This window comes from Parasynechococcus marenigrum WH 8102, assembly GCF_000195975.1.
GTDB classification, from domain to species: Bacteria; Cyanobacteriota; Cyanobacteriia; order PCC-6307; family Cyanobiaceae; genus Parasynechococcus; species Parasynechococcus marisnigri.
The window spans coordinates 1698877-1714552 of the sequence record NC_005070.1 but is presented as its reverse complement, the minus strand read 5'-3'; the positions used below and the strand labels follow the sequence as shown (position 1 = coordinate 1714552).

Annotated in this window: 18 protein-coding genes; 9 read left to right on the top strand and 9 right to left on the bottom strand. The window is 62.1% G+C overall.

Translation table 11 applies throughout. The features are described from left to right. The first annotated feature begins 109 nt into the window (after positions 1–109). Positions 110–562 (top strand): DUF6561 domain-containing protein, encoded by a 453-nt coding sequence (locus TX72_RS08990; RefSeq protein ID WP_011128644.1) that lies wholly within the window; start codon positions 110–112, stop codon positions 560–562. Between the two features lie 305 nt (positions 563–867). Here TX72_RS08990 and rpoD read toward each other — a convergent pair whose 3' ends face one another. After that, entirely contained in the window at positions 868–2283 is a 1416-nt protein-coding gene (gene rpoD / locus TX72_RS08985) for an RNA polymerase sigma factor RpoD (protein WP_011128643.1), read from the bottom strand. Between the two features lie 314 nt (positions 2284–2597). Between rpoD and priA the strand changes: the two genes are divergently transcribed. After that, positions 2598–4841, top strand: coding sequence for a replication restart helicase PriA (gene priA, locus TX72_RS08980; protein ID WP_011128642.1), 2244 nt, complete (start codon positions 2598–2600; stop codon positions 4839–4841). Between the two features lies 1 nt (position 4842). Here the strand turns inward: priA and TX72_RS08975 are convergent, their stop codons facing one another. The 3 genes from TX72_RS08975 to TX72_RS08965 are packed head-to-tail and all read right to left on the bottom strand — an operon-like array spanning position 4843 to position 7315. Further along, positions 4843–5901: a DUF3153 domain-containing protein gene (locus tag TX72_RS08975; RefSeq protein WP_011128641.1), complete on the bottom strand. Its 1059-nt coding sequence runs from the start codon at positions 5899–5901 to the stop codon at positions 4843–4845. 3 nt (positions 5902–5904) lie between these two features. Further along, positions 5905–6786 (bottom strand): acetylglutamate kinase, encoded by an 882-nt coding sequence (gene argB / locus TX72_RS08970; protein WP_011128640.1) that lies wholly within the window; start codon positions 6784–6786, stop codon positions 5905–5907. Then, positions 6779–7315, bottom strand: coding sequence for a DUF2854 domain-containing protein (locus TX72_RS08965; protein ID WP_011128639.1), 537 nt, complete (start codon positions 7313–7315; stop codon positions 6779–6781). The genes argB and TX72_RS08965 overlap by 8 nt, the downstream gene beginning before the upstream one ends. 52 nt (positions 7316–7367) lie before the next feature. On the opposite strand from TX72_RS08965, the gene TX72_RS08960 reads away from it, so the two are divergent. Next, positions 7368–7577, top strand: coding sequence for a DUF8666 family protein (locus tag TX72_RS08960; protein WP_011128638.1), 210 nt, complete (start codon positions 7368–7370; stop codon positions 7575–7577). A 2-nt stretch (positions 7578–7579) separates the two neighbouring features. Here the strand turns inward: TX72_RS08960 and TX72_RS08955 are convergent, their stop codons facing one another. Then, positions 7580–8017, bottom strand: coding sequence for a single-stranded DNA-binding protein (locus tag TX72_RS08955; protein ID WP_011128637.1), 438 nt, complete (start codon positions 8015–8017; stop codon positions 7580–7582). Between the two features lie 29 nt (positions 8018–8046). On the opposite strand from TX72_RS08955, the gene TX72_RS08950 reads away from it, so the two are divergent. Continuing rightward, the gene (locus tag TX72_RS08950; RefSeq protein ID WP_011128636.1) at positions 8047–8859 is read left to right on the top strand and encodes a precorrin-6A/cobalt-precorrin-6A reductase; all 813 of its coding nucleotides are present in this window, start codon (positions 8047–8049) and stop codon (positions 8857–8859) included. Then, the gene (gene cutA / locus TX72_RS08945; protein WP_011128635.1) at positions 8852–9229 is read left to right on the top strand and encodes a divalent-cation tolerance protein CutA; all 378 of its coding nucleotides are present in this window, start codon (positions 8852–8854) and stop codon (positions 9227–9229) included. The genes TX72_RS08950 and cutA overlap by 8 nt, the downstream gene beginning before the upstream one ends. On the opposite strand, the gene TX72_RS08940 is transcribed toward cutA, so the two are convergent. The 4 genes from TX72_RS08940 to TX72_RS08925 all read right to left on the bottom strand — a co-directional run bounded on the left by TX72_RS08940 (position 9165) and on the right by TX72_RS08925 (position 13848). After that, on the bottom strand, positions 9165–10169 hold the full coding sequence (locus tag TX72_RS08940) for an adenosine kinase (RefSeq protein ID WP_011128634.1): 1005 nt from the start codon (positions 10167–10169) through the stop codon (positions 9165–9167). The two genes, cutA and TX72_RS08940, sit on opposite strands and share 65 nt — an antisense overlap. 39 nt (positions 10170–10208) lie before the next feature. Next, positions 10209–11528 (bottom strand): adenylosuccinate synthase, encoded by a 1320-nt coding sequence (locus TX72_RS08935; RefSeq protein WP_173358504.1) that lies wholly within the window; start codon positions 11526–11528, stop codon positions 10209–10211. Positions 11529–11615: 87 nt separating this feature from the next. After that, the gene (gene psb27, locus TX72_RS08930) at positions 11616–12041 is read right to left on the bottom strand and encodes a photosystem II protein Psb27 (protein WP_011128632.1); all 426 of its coding nucleotides are present in this window, start codon (positions 12039–12041) and stop codon (positions 11616–11618) included. Between the two features lie 25 nt (positions 12042–12066). Further along, positions 12067–13848 carry a proline--tRNA ligase gene (locus TX72_RS08925; RefSeq protein ID WP_011128631.1) on the bottom strand — a complete coding sequence of 594 codons (1782 nt, stop codon included), beginning with the start codon at positions 13846–13848 and terminating at the stop codon, positions 12067–12069. 146 nt (positions 13849–13994) lie between these two features. Between TX72_RS08925 and TX72_RS08920 the strand changes: the two genes are divergently transcribed. From TX72_RS08920 to TX72_RS08910, 4 genes are all read left to right on the top strand, one after another. After that, positions 13995–14459, top strand: a complete 465-nt coding sequence (locus TX72_RS08920; protein WP_011128630.1) for a DUF8631 domain-containing protein — start codon at positions 13995–13997, stop codon at positions 14457–14459. A gap of 72 nt (positions 14460–14531) precedes the next feature. Then, complete coding sequence (locus tag TX72_RS14255) at positions 14532–14816, top strand: hypothetical protein (RefSeq protein ID WP_158305751.1); 285 nt, start codon at positions 14532–14534, stop codon at positions 14814–14816. Next, positions 14734–15243 (top strand): inorganic diphosphatase, encoded by a 510-nt coding sequence (locus tag TX72_RS08915; protein ID WP_011128629.1) that lies wholly within the window; start codon positions 14734–14736, stop codon positions 15241–15243. Before TX72_RS14255 ends, TX72_RS08915 begins: the two co-directional genes overlap by 83 nt. Positions 15244–15314: 71 nt before the next feature. Then, positions 15315–15674 (top strand): 2Fe-2S iron-sulfur cluster-binding protein, encoded by a 360-nt coding sequence (locus TX72_RS08910; RefSeq protein ID WP_011128628.1) that lies wholly within the window; start codon positions 15315–15317, stop codon positions 15672–15674. The last annotated feature ends 2 nt before the right edge of the window (positions 15675–15676 follow it).

Below are 15676 nucleotides of genomic sequence, written 5' to 3'. Positions count from 1 at the left end.
GCCCAGATTACGGACTCGAGGCCTGTCGGATCTGCGAATGTGAAGCAGCTGCGGTGGATCGTGGTTCTGTGAAGACTGCGTAACATTGTCACCACCAGCTCGTCGATGTATGCCAGGTCCAGTTGTGAACGGTGTACGTCAGACCACGTTGTCGAGTTCGTCCTCCGTGACAGGTGGGTCGTCGGACGAGCCCCAGTTGCCTCTGATGTCGGAGGGCACCATTCGCCTTCTCCTTTTGAGCAGTGGTGAGTTGCTCATGGCACGGTTGCGCATCACCACCGATGGAGACGGTCAGCCTGCTTATCAATTGATTCGCCCCAGGCGGGTGCTTGGCTGCGACAGCGAGGCTGAGGGCTTCACCTTGACCCCTTTTCTTAATGGTCTCACTCCCCAGAGCAACCTGGTGTTGTTCAAGCATGCGGTGGCCTCAGTGCTTGAACCCGATGGCCTCCTGCTGCAGGCTTATGCAACCCAGACCTCCCAGGAGTGTCCCCTGGAGGAAACACCGGTGGAGCGCCTGAAACGCGCGTTTCAGGAATTTACGGAGAGTTTTGAGGGTTAAGCCGCGCTTGATCTTGCTGCCCGTCTGTAACGCCGTTTGATCTAGAAAAAAACCCCGGTTTCAGCCAGGGTTCGATCTCTTCCGTGTGAGGAGGGCGTCTCAATTCCCTCTTCACCCTTATAAGGCGGCAAGGGGAGCAAAGGTAGGTGCAGATGTACTTATGTGATAAGGATCGCTCTGCCAGACTTTGATTGCTTGGGGACGTGCAATGAACGAGGCCTATGTCCTTGTGGCGATCATCCTCTGCGTCTGGCTACTGGTGAAGTTGCTACCGGGGATGGAACCCTGATGGGCTCCATCCCGACTTACTTGATGTACTCCTTGAGAACACCGTTGCGGTTGGGGTGGCGCAGTTTGCGCAGGGCCTTGGCTTCGATCTGGCGGATACGTTCGCGGGTTACATCGAAGATCTGACCGATCTCTTCGAGGGTCTTCATCCGTCCGTCATCCAGGCCGTAGCGCAGCCGCAGCACATCCCGTTCGCGGGGGCTGAGGGTGGCAAGGACTCCTTCGAGATCTTCACGAAGAAGATTCTTGGCCACGTCCTGCTCAGGATTCTCAATGTCGGCTTCGATGAAGTCTCCGAGGCGGGAGTCCTCTTCCTTGCCGATGGGGGTTTCCAGGGAGATGGGCAACTGGGCACTCTTGGCAATGAAGCGCAGCTTCTCGATAGTCATCTCCATCGATTCAGCAATCTCTTCCTCGGTAGGCTTACGACCGAATTCCTGGGAGAGAACCTTGGTGGTTTTCTTGATCCGGGAAATCGTCTCGTAAAGGTGCACCGGCAGGCGAATGGTGCGTGATTGATCCGCGATGGCACGGGTGATGGCCTGACGGATCCACCAGGTTGCGTAAGTGGAGAACTTGTAGCCCTTCTCGTGATCAAACTTCTCGGCGGCGCGAATCAGGCCGAGGCTGCCCTCCTGGATCAGGTCCTGGAAGCTCAAGCCCCGGTTCATGTACTTCTTGGCGATGGACACCACCAGGCGCAGGTTGGACTGCACCATCTTTTCCTTGGCCCGACGTCCGAGCATCAGGCGCCGACGGAAGCGGATCAGGGGCATCTCCACCAGAGCCGCCCATTCCTTCTTGTCGGGTTCCCGGCCGTTGTCGCTCTCGAATTGAGCGGCGAGCTCTTCAAGGTGGAGCAGATCGGCGATTTTCCGAGCCAGCTCAATCTCCTCGTCGGGCCGGAGCAGGCGGATACGGCCGATTTCCTGGAGGTATACCCGAATGGAGTCTTCAGTGTAGACACCCTTCGGGCCGATCTTGATGCTGGCCAGCGCCTTGGCCTTCGCTGCCTTCTCAGCGGCAATGGCTTTGGCTTTCTCCTCTGGAGACAGCACGATCTCAGGCTTGGCCACCACAGCCTTGGCTGGTGCCGCATCAGTCTCAGCGCTGGTCTTGCTGCTGGCTTTCTTTGCTGAGGCTTTCTTGGCAGCAGGTTTCTTGGCTGTTGCTGCCTTGGCCGTGGTCTTTTTCGTGCTGGCCTTCGGAGCTGCTTTGGCTTTTGTTTTGCCGGCCTCAGCCTTCTTGGGGTCGGCGGCGGACAGAAGCTCGTCGGCTGCTGCCGTCAGATCCTTGGCGCTGGCCTTGCTGCTGCGACGTCGGGCCGGAGCCTTCTTGGTTTCAGCGTTTGACTTGACCTCCCTCACCTCTCCCTCGGAGTTGGCCAGCAGAACGATGTCCGGCTGGGCGGTTTTGGTGGCGGCAGGGCTCATGGTCGATGAAGCGTGAAGAGGGGAAGATCAAAAACAGCACCAATTCCACTGGAGTCCCGTGCACACGAGACACCTGAGCAAGTCAAAGCGATTTAAATCTCGACGGCAGTGCCGCGATAAAGGACGTCGCTCGTGATCAATGGAAAGCTGTGGAGGTGACCGCTGATGGGGTCTCTTGGATCAGGATTCTGTGCTGTCAGGGGTGGTCTCAGACCGGTCGAAGTGGCAGGCCATAGGTCCTGGCTTCAGACTGCGTGTCTTCCCGCTGGATCGAGCGCAGCGTTGACCAATACGTAGTCAACATTCCTACTTTAATGAAGTTTTCAGGCCTTTGCAACCCCTCCGAAAAGCCTCCTGATCTCGTTGAGGTCTGGCTTGAGGCTGGGCGTGAGGGCAGGACCTTCACCTACAGCGCCGATGCAGCACTTGGATTGCAGGCCGGCGATCTGGTGCAGGTGCGGCTGAGGGGACGCCCTCTGCATGGATTGGTGGTTGCCAGATACAACGTGTCCTTGGGGGCCACAGTGCCGGACAAGGTTCAGGCGGTTGAAGGCCTGGTGCAGCAAGCTGCCGTTGACCCCCAGTGGCGCCTCTGGCTTGAGGGTGTGGCTGAACGCTGCCATCTCAGTGTGTTCCGGATGCTGAAAGCAGCCCTACCCGCCGGTTGGCTGGGCCAGGCCCGGACCCTGTCTGAAGGTCGTGCCCTGTTGTGGGTGGAGCGGTTGCAGCCACCCGTGCCCGCTCCGCCTCTCACGTCCCGCCAGCAGCAACTCCTGAATGCGCTGGATGTTGCGGGGTCGGGACTGTGGCAGCGCTCGCTGGAAGCCTCGGGCTTCAGCCCATCCATGGTCCGGGTCTTGGAGACAAAAGGCTGGGTGCGCCGGGATCGGCGTCCCCTCTCCACAGGGGTGATGTCTGTTGCCCCACTGGAGGCCGCTCGGCCCCTCACCAGCGAGCAGCAGCAGGTGATGCAGCGCTTTGAGGCCGTTCCCGATGGAGAGGGGATGCTGCTTTGGGGCATCACCGGGTCGGGCAAGACCGAGGTATACCTGCAGTTGGCGGAGAAGGAGTTGGCGGCCGGCCGTCACGTGTTGATCCTCACCCCTGAAATCGGCCTGATTCCTCAGTTGGTGGATCGTTGCCGACGTCGCTTCGGCTCCAGGGTTCTCGAATATCACAGCGGTTGCCGGGATCGAGAGCGCCTCCAGGTGTGGCGCCGCTGCCTCGCGCCCGAGCAGCCTCTGCTGGTGGTGGGAACACGCTCAGCAGTGTTCATTCCCCTCTCGCCACTGGGGTTGGTGGTGCTGGATGAGGAACACGACAGCTCATATAAACAGGCCGCACCGATGCCCTGCTACCACGCCAGGGACCTGGCTTGGGATCGGATTCGTGCCGGTGGTGGGCGCCTGGTGCTCGGCAGCGCCACCCCATCACTGGACAGCTGGGTGCAACTGCATCCCGATGGGCCCCTGCGTCTGGGACGTCTGACTCAGCGGATCTCCCAGCAGTCTCTGCCTCCTGTCCATGTGGTGGACATGCGGCATGAGCTCGCCGAAGGACACCGTCGACTGATCAGTCGTCCGCTGATGGATCGATTGGCCGAGCTGCCGGAGAAGGGGGAACAGGCGGTGATCCTCGTGCCACGACGGGGCTACAGCCCTTTTTTGGGGTGCCGTAGTTGTGGGGAGGTGGTGATGTGCCCGAACTGTGATGTGGCGCTCACGGTCCACCGCGGTTCCGGTGGTCGTCAGTGGCTGCGTTGTCACTGGTGTGATCACCGAGATGAGATCGGCAACCGTTGCGCCCATTGCGGGTCCACCGCCTTCAAGCCCTTCGGTGCCGGAACCCAGAAGGTCATGGAGTTGCTCAATGAGGAATTGGATGGGCTGCGGCTGCTCCGGTTCGACCGTGACTCCACCGGTGGTCGTGACGGACACCGTCGCTTGCTGGATCGTTTTGCCTCCGGCAAGGCGGATGTGTTGATCGGAACCCAGATGTTGGCTAAGGGCATGGACCTTCCCCAGGTGACGCTGGCGGCGGTGCTGGCGGCGGATGGCCTGTTGCACCGTCCCGATCTACGGGCCTCAGAACAGGCTCTGCAATTGCTGATGCAGCTGGCGGGTCGTGCTGGGCGGGGCGAACGCCCCGGTCAGGTGCTGGTGCAGACCTACTGCCCTGACCATCCCGTGATTCGCCACCTGGTGGATGGCCGGTATGAGGCTTTCCTGGCCCAGGAGGTGCAGCTGCGGCGGGAGGCGGCGCTCGTGCCCTTCAGCCGCGCCTGTCTGCTGCGGTTGTCCGGTGAGTCCGCCAGCGCCACCGCCACGGCGGCATCGGTTCTGGCGGAGCGGGTGCGTCCTCTCTGTCGCGACCGTGGCTGGTGGTTGTTGGGGCCTGCCCCAGCCCCGGTGGCACGGGTGGCAGGGCGGAGCCGATGGCAGTTGCTGCTCCACGGTCCGGTGGGCTCCCCCCTGCCGCTTCCCCCCGGCCCGACCCTCTGGGACGAACTTCCTCGAGGTGTGGCTCTGGCGGTGGATCCTGATCCCCTGGAGCTGTAGGTCAGGAGGGGAGTTCCGGGAAGCCGAATCCGAGACGACGTCGAACCCCCTGCAGCAGCAGACTCAGCAACAGCAGAACCGCCACCACAAGGCTGCCCAGACCCAGAGGACTCCAGCGCCAGCTGCTGGCTTCCAGGTTGATGTCTTCATTGCTACGAAGGGTTTGGTTCACCTGCCCCTGGTTCAGTCCGAGGGCCAGATCAACCCCGGGTAAGTCCGGCAGTCGATCGAGATCCAGTTGCAGGATTAAGCGCTGCTGCACCCCCACCAGCCAGTTGCGCTCCACGAGTCTGATCCTGGGTTCAGGTAGGTCGATCCCGGCACTGGCGCTCAACAGCTGAAACACCTGGGTGAGGGTTGACCGGAAGGCTGCGGAGGGCATGGCGGCGGTGGTGATCCGCTGAGCTCCCGGACGGGGATGCTCCACGGTCACATCAGGCCGAAGCGTCTGGAGCGTCCGGTCAAACCGTTGCTGCCAGGGCAGGAGTTGGTCGGTGCTGCTTTGGATCTCCCAGGCGAGCTGCAGACGATCCGGTGCCGGGCTGCTGAGATCGGCTTGCATGCGAACGCAGCCGCTCAGGGCCACCGTTAGGGCCAGCAGCACGGCGGCGACCAGGACGGCAAATCCCAGCGCCGGAGGCCTGGTGGGACCTGTGGGCGGTGGCGGCGGTGGTGGCGGTTTGCGCGTGCGGCGACGTCGGGACGACACCGGTGCGGCATCGCCACTGGCTTGAATTGACAATGGTGGAAGTCGCATGGACCACCGTTCTGGACGGTCCAACGCGGGGGCTTCGAGGATCGTCAGCAACTGGCGAGCCTGCTGGCGCAGCTGCGTTTCACCGGAACGGCTCAGCAGTTGACAGATCGTGAGGGCCTCCTGGTCACGCCCCTGACCCATCAAGGCCGTGACCATCAATAGCCGGACCCTGGCCCCCTCGGGATCCGGCAAAGGCCGGGCTTCCGCCAACGGGGTCAGCTGTTCAAGGCACTGTCCGTAGTCGCCGCGTTCCAACGCGGTTTCAGCGATTGTGAGGTCCAGCGGAGCCGTTTGCTCGTTCACGCTTCAGCCGCGTCCCACCACCATGGTGCCGATGCCAGCATCGGTGAACACTTCCAGCAGCAGAGCATGGGGCACCCGTCCATCAACGATGTGAGCCGCTGAAACGCCTTGCGCCAGGGCCCGGATGCAGCATTCGGTCTTAGGGGTCATCCCACCGGCCACAACACCATCATCGATGAGTTGACGCGCCTCTGAGAGACGCAGTTTGCGAATCAGCGAGTTGGGATTGTCCCGATCCCTGAGAATTCCGGGGGTATCGGTCAGCAGGATCAACTTCTCGGCCTCGAGGGCTGCCGCCAGCTCGCCGGCCACGGTGTCAGCGTTGATGTTGTGGGCGCGGCCGTCACCCGGGGTGGCGGCAACGCTGGAGATCACTGGCACATAACCACGTTCCAGCAGCGGCTCCAGCACATCCGGGTTGACCCGGGCAACATCTCCAACCAGTCCATGGCTGCCGTCGCCCCAGGGGCGTGCCTCCACCAGGCTGCCGTCGCTGCCACTCAGACCAACGGCCCGCGTTCCGAGTTGATTGAGTCCGTTGACGATCTGCTTGTTGACCCGCCCGACCAGCACCATCTCCACCACATCCATCGTGTCGGCATCGGTGACCCGCAGGCCGTCGCGGAATTCGGCAGGGATCTCTAAGCGTTTGAGCCATTGGTTGATTTCCGGCCCTCCGCCATGAACCACCACCGGCTGCACCCCAACACAAGCCAGCAGGGCGAGATCACGGAACACCGCCTCGCGCAGCTCGGCATGGGCCATGGCGGCACCGCCGTACTTGATCACGATGCGGCGCCCAGAGAATCTCTGGATGTACGGCAGCGCTTCACTGAGTACCGACACCCTCAGGGCATCGTCACCGGATTGAATCGGCTCAGGCATCAGGCAGCAGTTTCAAATCGAAGCAGGTTTGATCAACAGCAGTCAGTTCCGCCTTCATCCCTTTGGCGAAAAACCGACCGAGGCGATCGAGTTTGTCTTCCCAGCGATCCATCGGTACGGCGTTGCCCTCAAACCGGAGCCGCAGGCCATAGCCAGCAGCGGACGACAACTCTTCAATCTCGGTGAGAGTTGGTGGGTTGTCCTCATCCCAGAGCTTGAGGGCTTCAAGGGAGGACTCCAGATGGGCCTTCTGTCCGTAGCGCCACCGAGTCACATCCCCCAGCAGTTTGCCCAGCTCCGGAGCGGCTTGCTCGCGTTCTGCCTTGAGCTGGGCCTTGGGTGTGACCCGTCTGGCGGGTGGGAGTTCTGATGACTTCAGTGCTAGCCCCCCCAACAGAATCGGGATCCCGTAAAAGATGGTTGGAAGGCTGAGATTGGCACTTCCAGTGGCATATGCCACACCACCCACCACGGTGAGAACGCCACCGGCGACGGTGACAAGGCTGCCGGGAGACAACAGATCTTTCATCGACGCCGAAGTAAGGACGCCATTGTGACTTCCCGGCCTTCAGGATGGAGGGATGAAGGCTTTGGTGACCGTGACCGGTTCTTCCCCCGACGATCTCAAGGTTCTGGTGCAGCAACTGGACGCTGATCGCGCCTGGCTGTTGCAGCAGATCGATGGAGGACGCTGGCCTGACCTGCGGCTTGATCTGGCTGCCCTGGAACGGGAACTCGGCCAGATGATCTCCCGGGTTGTTGAGCTGGAGGAGGAGTCCGGAGCGCAGTGAGCTCAGAAGGGAATCTCGTCCGTATCCGGCACCAGGGGGGCGGCATTCCAACTGGCGGCCTCGGGTTCGGCCTTCGCTGGTGGCGCAGCTGCTGCGGTGGGGGCCGCTGTCGGCTGAGACGGTTGGGGAGCGGAGCCTGGGCTGATGGGATGCATGCGCGCCAGGGTGAATTCCGCCCGCTTTTCCTTCATCCCGTCCTGGCGGGGCACGGTGTTCATCCGCAGACGCCCTTCCAGCATCAAGCGCTGACCGACCTGCACGCGGCTCTGCAGTTCCTGGGCCAGATTGCCCCAACCCACCACCTTGAGTTCACCGGGCTGATCGCCTTCCCGAAGCGGATCAAACCGAACCGACATCTCGGCGATCGGCGTCTGGTTGTCCTGGGTGTAACGAACCGTCGGTGCGTCGATCACCTCCACTTCCAGCACACAGTGGTTCATGGTTCTCACCGTCTTCGTGGGCCATCCTGATGCAAGGTCGGGGGATTGGCCAGGGGCGGATCTGGTTGCTGTCGGGGACCGGTGAAGGGCCACCATTAGCGGCGGCTTTGTTGCGGATTGGCTGGCGGGTCGAGGTGAGTGTGGTGACCCCCTCCGCCGCCCGCCCCTATGCCGGGCTCGACCTCGATTGGATGGCTGTCGGCTCACTCCAGGGAGAGAAAGCCATCGAGGCTGTTTTGAAAAACGGTGCTGGCTTTCGCTGGGTGATTGACGCGACCCATCCCTTTGCGGTTCGCATCAGCGCAGATCTGGCCCGGACCTGTGCCAGGTGCGGCCAGCCTCTGCTCCGCCTGCAACGGCCGCTGGAGCAGGGCGGGGCAGTGCAGCTGTTGGATCGGTTCGGTGACCTGCGGGGGTTCGATCTCGGCGGTCGACGTCTGCTGCTGGCCTTGGGGGGGCGGCATCTTCCCGCTGTGCACAGTGATGCCGTCGCCGCCGGCGCCGAGGTCTTTGCCCGTTGTCTTCCCTCCGCTGATGGTCTCAAGGCCGCACTGGCCGCCGGTTTGCTCCCGGATCATCTGGCGGTGGTCCGGCCGCTGCAGGGGGGCCGTGCTGGTGCGATCGAACGGGCCCTGTGTCGCCGCTGGGGGATCACGGATGTGATCTGCCGGCAGTCGGGTGGTGTGACGGAGCGCCTCTGGCGTCAGCTGTCCGCCAATCTGGACATGCGGCTGCTGATGTTGCGTCGTCCGGCGTCCCCAACAGGCGTCGAGACTGTGGAGAGTGAAGCCAGCCTGATGAAGCGGCTACAGGAGGCTCCCCGTCGTGGCGCTGATGACTGACTCCCCTCGCCTGGTAGTGGTGCTGACCACTGAGGCGGATCAGGCCAGGGCTCAGGCCCTCGCGGAGGCTCTGCTGGAGCGCCGCTTGGTGGCCTGTGTGTCGTTGCAGCCGCTCCAGTCGCTGTACCGCTGGAAGGGTGAGCTGCAGCGGGACACAGAAGTGCAGTTGCTGCTCAAAACCAGCGCTGATCAGCTGGGCAGGCTGCGGGAGGCCGTGATGGAGCTGCACAGCTACGACACCCCGGAATGGTTGACCTGGCCGGTGGAGGCCTCAGGCGCCTATGGCGCCTGGGCCTTGGCGCAGCTCAGTTCAGATGAGCTGCGGCCAGCTCCCGCAGGGACACCTGGGGACGAGCCCCCAGCTGGGTGACGATCTGCCCGGCACAGAGGGCCCCCAGTTGACCACAGCGTCCCAGGGATTCTCCCTGGGTGTAGCCGTGCAGAAAACCGCCGGCGTAGAGGTCTCCGGCCCCGGTGGTGTCGACCAGCTCGCCCAGGCCGAAAATGCCAATGTCCCAGCGTTGATCACCGCTGAGCACCACGGATCCCTCCCCACCACGGGTGACGGCGATCACCGAGCAGCAGCCGCCTACCTTCTTCAGAGCGGTGTCGAAGTCGTCGGTTTCGTAGAGGGATTTGATCTCCACCTCGTTGGCGAACAGCACATCCACATGACCGTTCACAAGTTCGAGAAAGCTCTCGCGGTGCCGGTCCACGCAGAAGCCGTCGGACAGTGAAAGGGCGACTTGACCGCCGGCCTCACGGCAAACGTCCGCCGCGGCAATAAAGGCCCGCTTGGCCGCCGGACTGTCCCAGAGGTAGCCCTCGAGGTACAGCACCTTGGTGTCACGCACCATCGAGAGGTCCAGGTCTTCTGGCTCCAGCTGGGTGGAGGCGCCAAGGAACGTGCACATCGTGCGTTCCGCATCCGGGGTGACGTAGATCAGGCAGCGGGCTGTGGTGGCTCCCGTTGTGGCAGCAGGTGTGTCGAAGCGGGCACCGACGGCGCGGATGTCGTGGCTGAAGATGCCACCGAGCTGGTCATCTCGCACCCGTCCGATGAAGCCGGCCCGTCCCCCCAGCTGGGCAATTCCCACCATGGTGTTGGCCACGGAACCTCCGGAGGTTTCCAGACCTGGCCCACTGGCGGTGTACAGGGTCTCCGCCTGCTGTTCATCGATCAGCGCCATCCCGCCCTTCTGGAGTCCGTGTTGCGCCAGAAAGGCGTCATCGGTCTGAACCAGAACGTCCACGATTGCGTTGCCGATGCCCACCACATCAAGGCTGCAGGTGCTGGGGAAGCGCGTCATGGCGGGGTCACAGGGGCCCGCAGTATGGCCTCCAGCGGATCAGGCGCTGAGCAGAGCCCGTTTGGGGCCGTGGATCGGATCTTCCACAACGATGGTCTGATCCCGGCTGGCACCCAGGGAGACAATCGCGATCGGCACCTCCATCAGATCAGCGAGGAAGCGCAGGTAGGCCATGGCAGCGTCCGGCAGATCCTCGAGCTTGCGGCAGTCCTCGGTGGAGCACTGCCAGCCGGGAAGGGTCTCGAAAAGCGGGTTGCAGCGGGCGAAGTCCTCGGCGCTGCTGGGGAAATGTTCGATGCGTTCCCCATCCAGTTCGTAGGCCACGCACACCTGGATGGCATCCAGCTCATCCAGCACATCGAGCTTGGTCACCGCGAGGCAGTCGAGGCCGTTCACCTGAACCGCATAACGGCCGATCACCCCGTCGAACCAACCGCAGCGACGCCGACGGCCGGTGGTGGTGCCGAATTCGCCGCCACGCTCGGTGAGCTGGTCGTTCAGTCGGCCACTGAGCTCCGTCGGGAAGGGGCCTTCGCCGACACGGGTGGTGTAAGCCTTGGCCACGCCGATCACCCGGTCGATCAACGTCGGTCCCACGCCGGCACCGATGCAGGCCCCACCGGACACCGGATTGGAGGAGGTGACGTAGGGATAGGTGCCGTGATCGAGATCCAGCAGGGTGCCCTGGGCGCCTTCGAACAGGATGTTCTTGCGGGCTCTTGCCGCCTGGTGGATGGCCTGGGTGCACTCCACCACGTGGGGGGCCAGGCGCTTGCCGTAGCCCAGGTACTCCTTGATCACGGTCTCCGCATCGAGGGGCTCGACGCCGTAGATCGTCTCCAGCAGTTGGTTTTTTTCCTGAAGGGGTCCCTCAAGACGTTCCCTCAGCCGTGCTTCATCCAGCAAGTCGATCACACGGATGCCGCTGCGCTGGGATTTATCGGCGTAGGTGGGTCCGATGCCGCGGCCGGTGGTGCCGATCCGCCGGTCGCCGCGCTGCTTCTCCATCGCCAGATCCAGCAGGCGGTGGTACGGCATGGTCACGTGGGCCGTGGAGGCCAACTGCAGGCCAGAGATATCGATGTCGTTGGCGATGAGCATGTCCAGCTCACCGAGCATCACCTTGGGATCTACGACCGTGCCGGACCCGATCAGGCAGATCGTTTCCGGATAAAGGATTCCGGAAGGGATCAGATGCAGCTTCAGCACACGGTCGTCCACGACGATCGTGTGGCCTGCATTCACACCACCCTGGTAGCGAACGACCACATCGGCGGAGCGGCTGAGGAGATCGGTGATCTTTCCTTTTCCTTCGTCACCCCACTGAGCTCCGATGACGACAACGTTGGCCAATGACACTGCGGCCCGAAGCCGCGAATCTGCACAATCCGCGACTATGTCGGACCCCGTGGTGGTCTGTCAAAGACCTCTCATCAAACCGTTGCTTCAGCTGCCTCGGACAGCGGACTTCTCAGCTTTGCCGAGTTCCTTGGCGATGCGGTCGTGCAGGGCTTCCGGCAGAGGACGGTTGGCGTAGGAGGCGTAATGACCGGCAAGGGAGTTCAACGCCGTCTGCATTGTGGTGAAGGAGCTGAGACCGTTCACCCGGGGTTGAGGCCGGTAGCGGGACATGTAGTCGTTGATCAAGGCCCGGGCTTCGGATTCCGCCTCACCACGGTTGGCGGCGTCCTGGGGCAGATCGATCACCTCACGCAGGTTGTGAGCCACGGCAATCGTGTCCTCGACGTAATCACCCGTGAGACGGGCCTCAGCATCGCCGCTGCAGGCGGTCAGCAGCAAGCAGAGTCCGAGAACCAGGGCGACCGCTGCCCTGGACAGTTGCTGGATCAGTCGGGCCAGGGCGGAGATCATGGAACTGGAAAGATTGAGCGGGACTTTAAGGGCGCAGGGCCTTCAGCAGTTCGCCGATCGCTTCGCCGTGGGGCAGTTTGCGCATCTCGCGATTGGACCGTTGAACCAGTTCAACGGTGCCTTCGGCGGCGTCGCGGCCGATGACCAGCCTCCAGGGAATGCCGATCAGATCGGCATCTTTGAATTTCACCCCAGCCCGTTCCTTGCGGTCATCCAGCAGCACATCGATGCCCGCCTCAAGGAGCGTTGCGTACACCGTGTCTCCGAGATCGGTTTGGGCGTCATCATGATTGTTTGCGATCACCACGATGACTTCATAGGGAGCGATGGCGGCGGGCCAGCGGATGCCGCCATCGTCGTGGTGCTGCTCCACCGCTGCCTGGGCCAGGCGTGAGACGCCGATGCCGTAGCAACCCATCCAGAACGGTTCATCACGGCCGTTCTCGTTGGTGAAGCAGCAGTCGAGAGCCTGGGAATACTTACGCCCAAGTTGGAAGATATGGCCCACCTCAATGCCCCGCTTCTCCTGCAGTCGGGCGTCCGGGTTGTGCACGCAGCGCTCCCCTGCACGGGCCTTGCGTAGGTCTTCACCCTGTGGAGCCCCACCCAGGTCACCCCAGCTGCAGTGGCTGCGGTGCTGGTCTTCAGCATTGGCGCCGCAGTGGAACTGCTCCAGCTCCGTTGCAGTGGTGTCGGCCAGGCGAAGAAATGAGGTCGTCCAGCTGGAGGCGTCAGCCAGCACCTTATCGGCAAGATCCGGGCCGATGAATCCGAAGGGAATGGTGTTGATCCCTTGTCGCTGAAGATCGTCTGGGCTGATCGGTCGGCAGTCGAGAACGCCCTGCTCGCTGCGGCGACTCACCGCATTCACCAGCTTCACCTCATTCAGGTCCTGGTCCCCCCGCAGGGACACCAATACGGGTTGTTGTTGGCCATCCTCAAGCTGTGCCAACAGCAGCAGCACCTTCACCAGCTGCCCGGGCTGCCAGGCCTGGGCTGTGCAGAGCCCTTCAATCGTGGTCTGTCCCGGGGTCTTGAGGAGGGTGAGTGCTGCAGGGGGTAGGGAAGCGACCGCGTCGGGGATCGACACGGCTTTCTCCTGGTTGGCGGCGTAGGCACCGTCATCGCTGATCAAGATCAGGTCTTCGCCAGCTTCCGCCGTGACCATGAATTCCTGGGAGGCGGCACCACCGATGGCGCCGCTGTCGGCATCCACAGGCACTGCCTCGAGTCCGCAGCGCTCGAAGATGCGTCGGTAGGCCTGATCCATCACGGCGTAGGTCGCCTGCAGATCGGCTTCGTCGGCGTGAAAGGAGTAGGCATCTTTCATGATGAATTCACGCCCCCGCATCAGGCCGAACCTGGGGCGGATCTCATCCCTGAACTTCGTCTGCACCTGATAAAGGTTCACGGGAAGTTGCCGGTAGGAGCGCAGCAGCTCGCCCGCCAGGCTGGTGATCACCTCCTCATGGGTCGGTCCCAGACCCAGTTCGCGCCCCTGGCGGTCCTCCAGGTGAAACATGATCCCTTCGCCGGCCGTGTACCCCTGCCAACGGCCACTGCGTTGCCAGAGCTCTGAGGGGTGCAACTGGGGTAACAGAGTTTCAAGAGCACCAGCACGATTCATTTCCTCGCGGATGATCGTGGTGATGCGCTGCAAGACCTTCCACATCATCGGCAGATAGGCGTAGATCCCAGAGCCGACTCGGCGAATGAACCCTCCACGCAACAGCAGCTGGTGGGATGTGATTTCGGCTTCAGCTGGCACATCGCGCAATGTCACCAGCATCAGGCGGGAGACGCGCATGGCCGAACTTTCAGATAATTCGAGAAGCTATCACCGATCCAGAAGTATGCCGATCACACAACTGTCTCGCCCCCCGGAAAACCGCTGTACGACCTGAGTCTCGACTGCTACCGTCCGCTCAGTCCAGGGTGTCCAAGGGCCGTCTCATGTTTCCTCGATCGGTTGAATCAGTGAATTCCCACATTCAATCATCGGTTGAAATTGCCCTTGATCAGGCGGTTGCTTCGACCGATGCCGAGGCCCTGGTTGGCATTGACGACGTTCAGAAATCGCTGAATCGTTCGAGAGCTTCGGTGTACCGCTACACCAACACCGATCCTCGCAATCTCAACCCGCCGTTCAACCCACGGAAGTTGAACCCCGAATACCGCAGTGATCAGAAAGATCCCCTCCTATTCCACCCCAATGAGGTGGCCCGGTTTGCCAAGGACGTCCTCCGTATTAAAGAAGTCACGGTGGAGGTTCTCAACTCACCGTCTACGGCTACTCAGCAGATGCTCGGCTCCATCCTCGAGGAGCTGAGGGGAATCCGTTCCCACCTTGAGGGGCTTGATCAGCAGGCGTCTGATTTCACGGAGCTTCGTGACCGTCAGGACAGGCCCGCTGCGTGAGGCCGGGATCAGTGACAGAATTGGTTAGAACTTTGTGAATAGACGCGAACACGCTTCAGCGTGTTCCAGAGCATGGCTTCAGACCAAGACCAACCCTTTCACAGCGAACCACCCGCCCACGAGGAGCAAGAGGAACCGTTCAGTCCGGGTTCACCATCCCTTGTCATGGCAGGTCTGTCGATCGCCTTGCTCAGCATCACAGCTCCGATGCTCTCGGTGATCTCAGACCGGGGCTCGCTGCCAACCCGGCTGATGCCGACAGCACTCGATCGCGATGGATCTCAGCCGCCTGTCCCCCTCACCGTCCTCAGGCCTGGTCAATCTTCTGGTGGAGATCCCCGCTGGAAGCCGCAATAAATATCGCTTCTCCCACTCGACAGGGTTGATGGTGCTGGACCGCGTCCTTCATTCCTCGATCCGTTACCCCTTCGATTACGGATTCGTTCCCAACACCCTCGCTGCCGACGGATCTCCCTTGGACGCGATGGTGATCATGGCCGAGCCGACGTACGCGGGTTGTCTGATCCGTGCGCGACCGATTGGTTTGCTTGAGCTCAAGGACAACAACGTCGACGATGCCAAATTGCTGTGCGTCCCGGATGCTGACCCTGGACAGCGGGAGATCCACAGCATCCGCCAAATCGCCCCAGCTCAACTGGAGGAAGTGGCTGAGTTTTTCAGGACTTGCCGAAGCTTTGAGGGGCGTTCGATTGAGGTCAGCGGCTGGAGAGATGCAGGTTCTGTTCCGGCACTGCTTGACCAGTGCATCCAAGCCGCCAATTGATTCGTCGCCCAACTGCAGATCACAGGCCAGATGCTTGTAGGTTGGTGCGCACTTGAGACTCCGTACGACCCGTGCCCACCATCCGATTTGAGCAGGAAGGCCAGCAGGTTGGATGCATCGAAGGCGCGAACCTCCGCAAGGCTGCCCTTGACGCCGGCATCAATCCATACAACGGTGTCAACAACCTCAACAACTGCAGTGGTGTCGGCCAGTGCGGCACCTGTGTGATGGAAGTGGTGGAAGGACAGGCCAACCTCTCCCCTCGCAGCGACGTTGAGGAGGTTTATCTTGCTGACCGCCCGGCCAATTTCCGTCTCAGCTGCCGGACCACCGTTAATGGTGATGTCACGGTTCGCACCCGCCCTGCTGAGGGCGTCGGCCGTGGCTCTAACAGTCTGATCGGTGCCATCAAGTCGCTGTTCGGCCGCTGAGC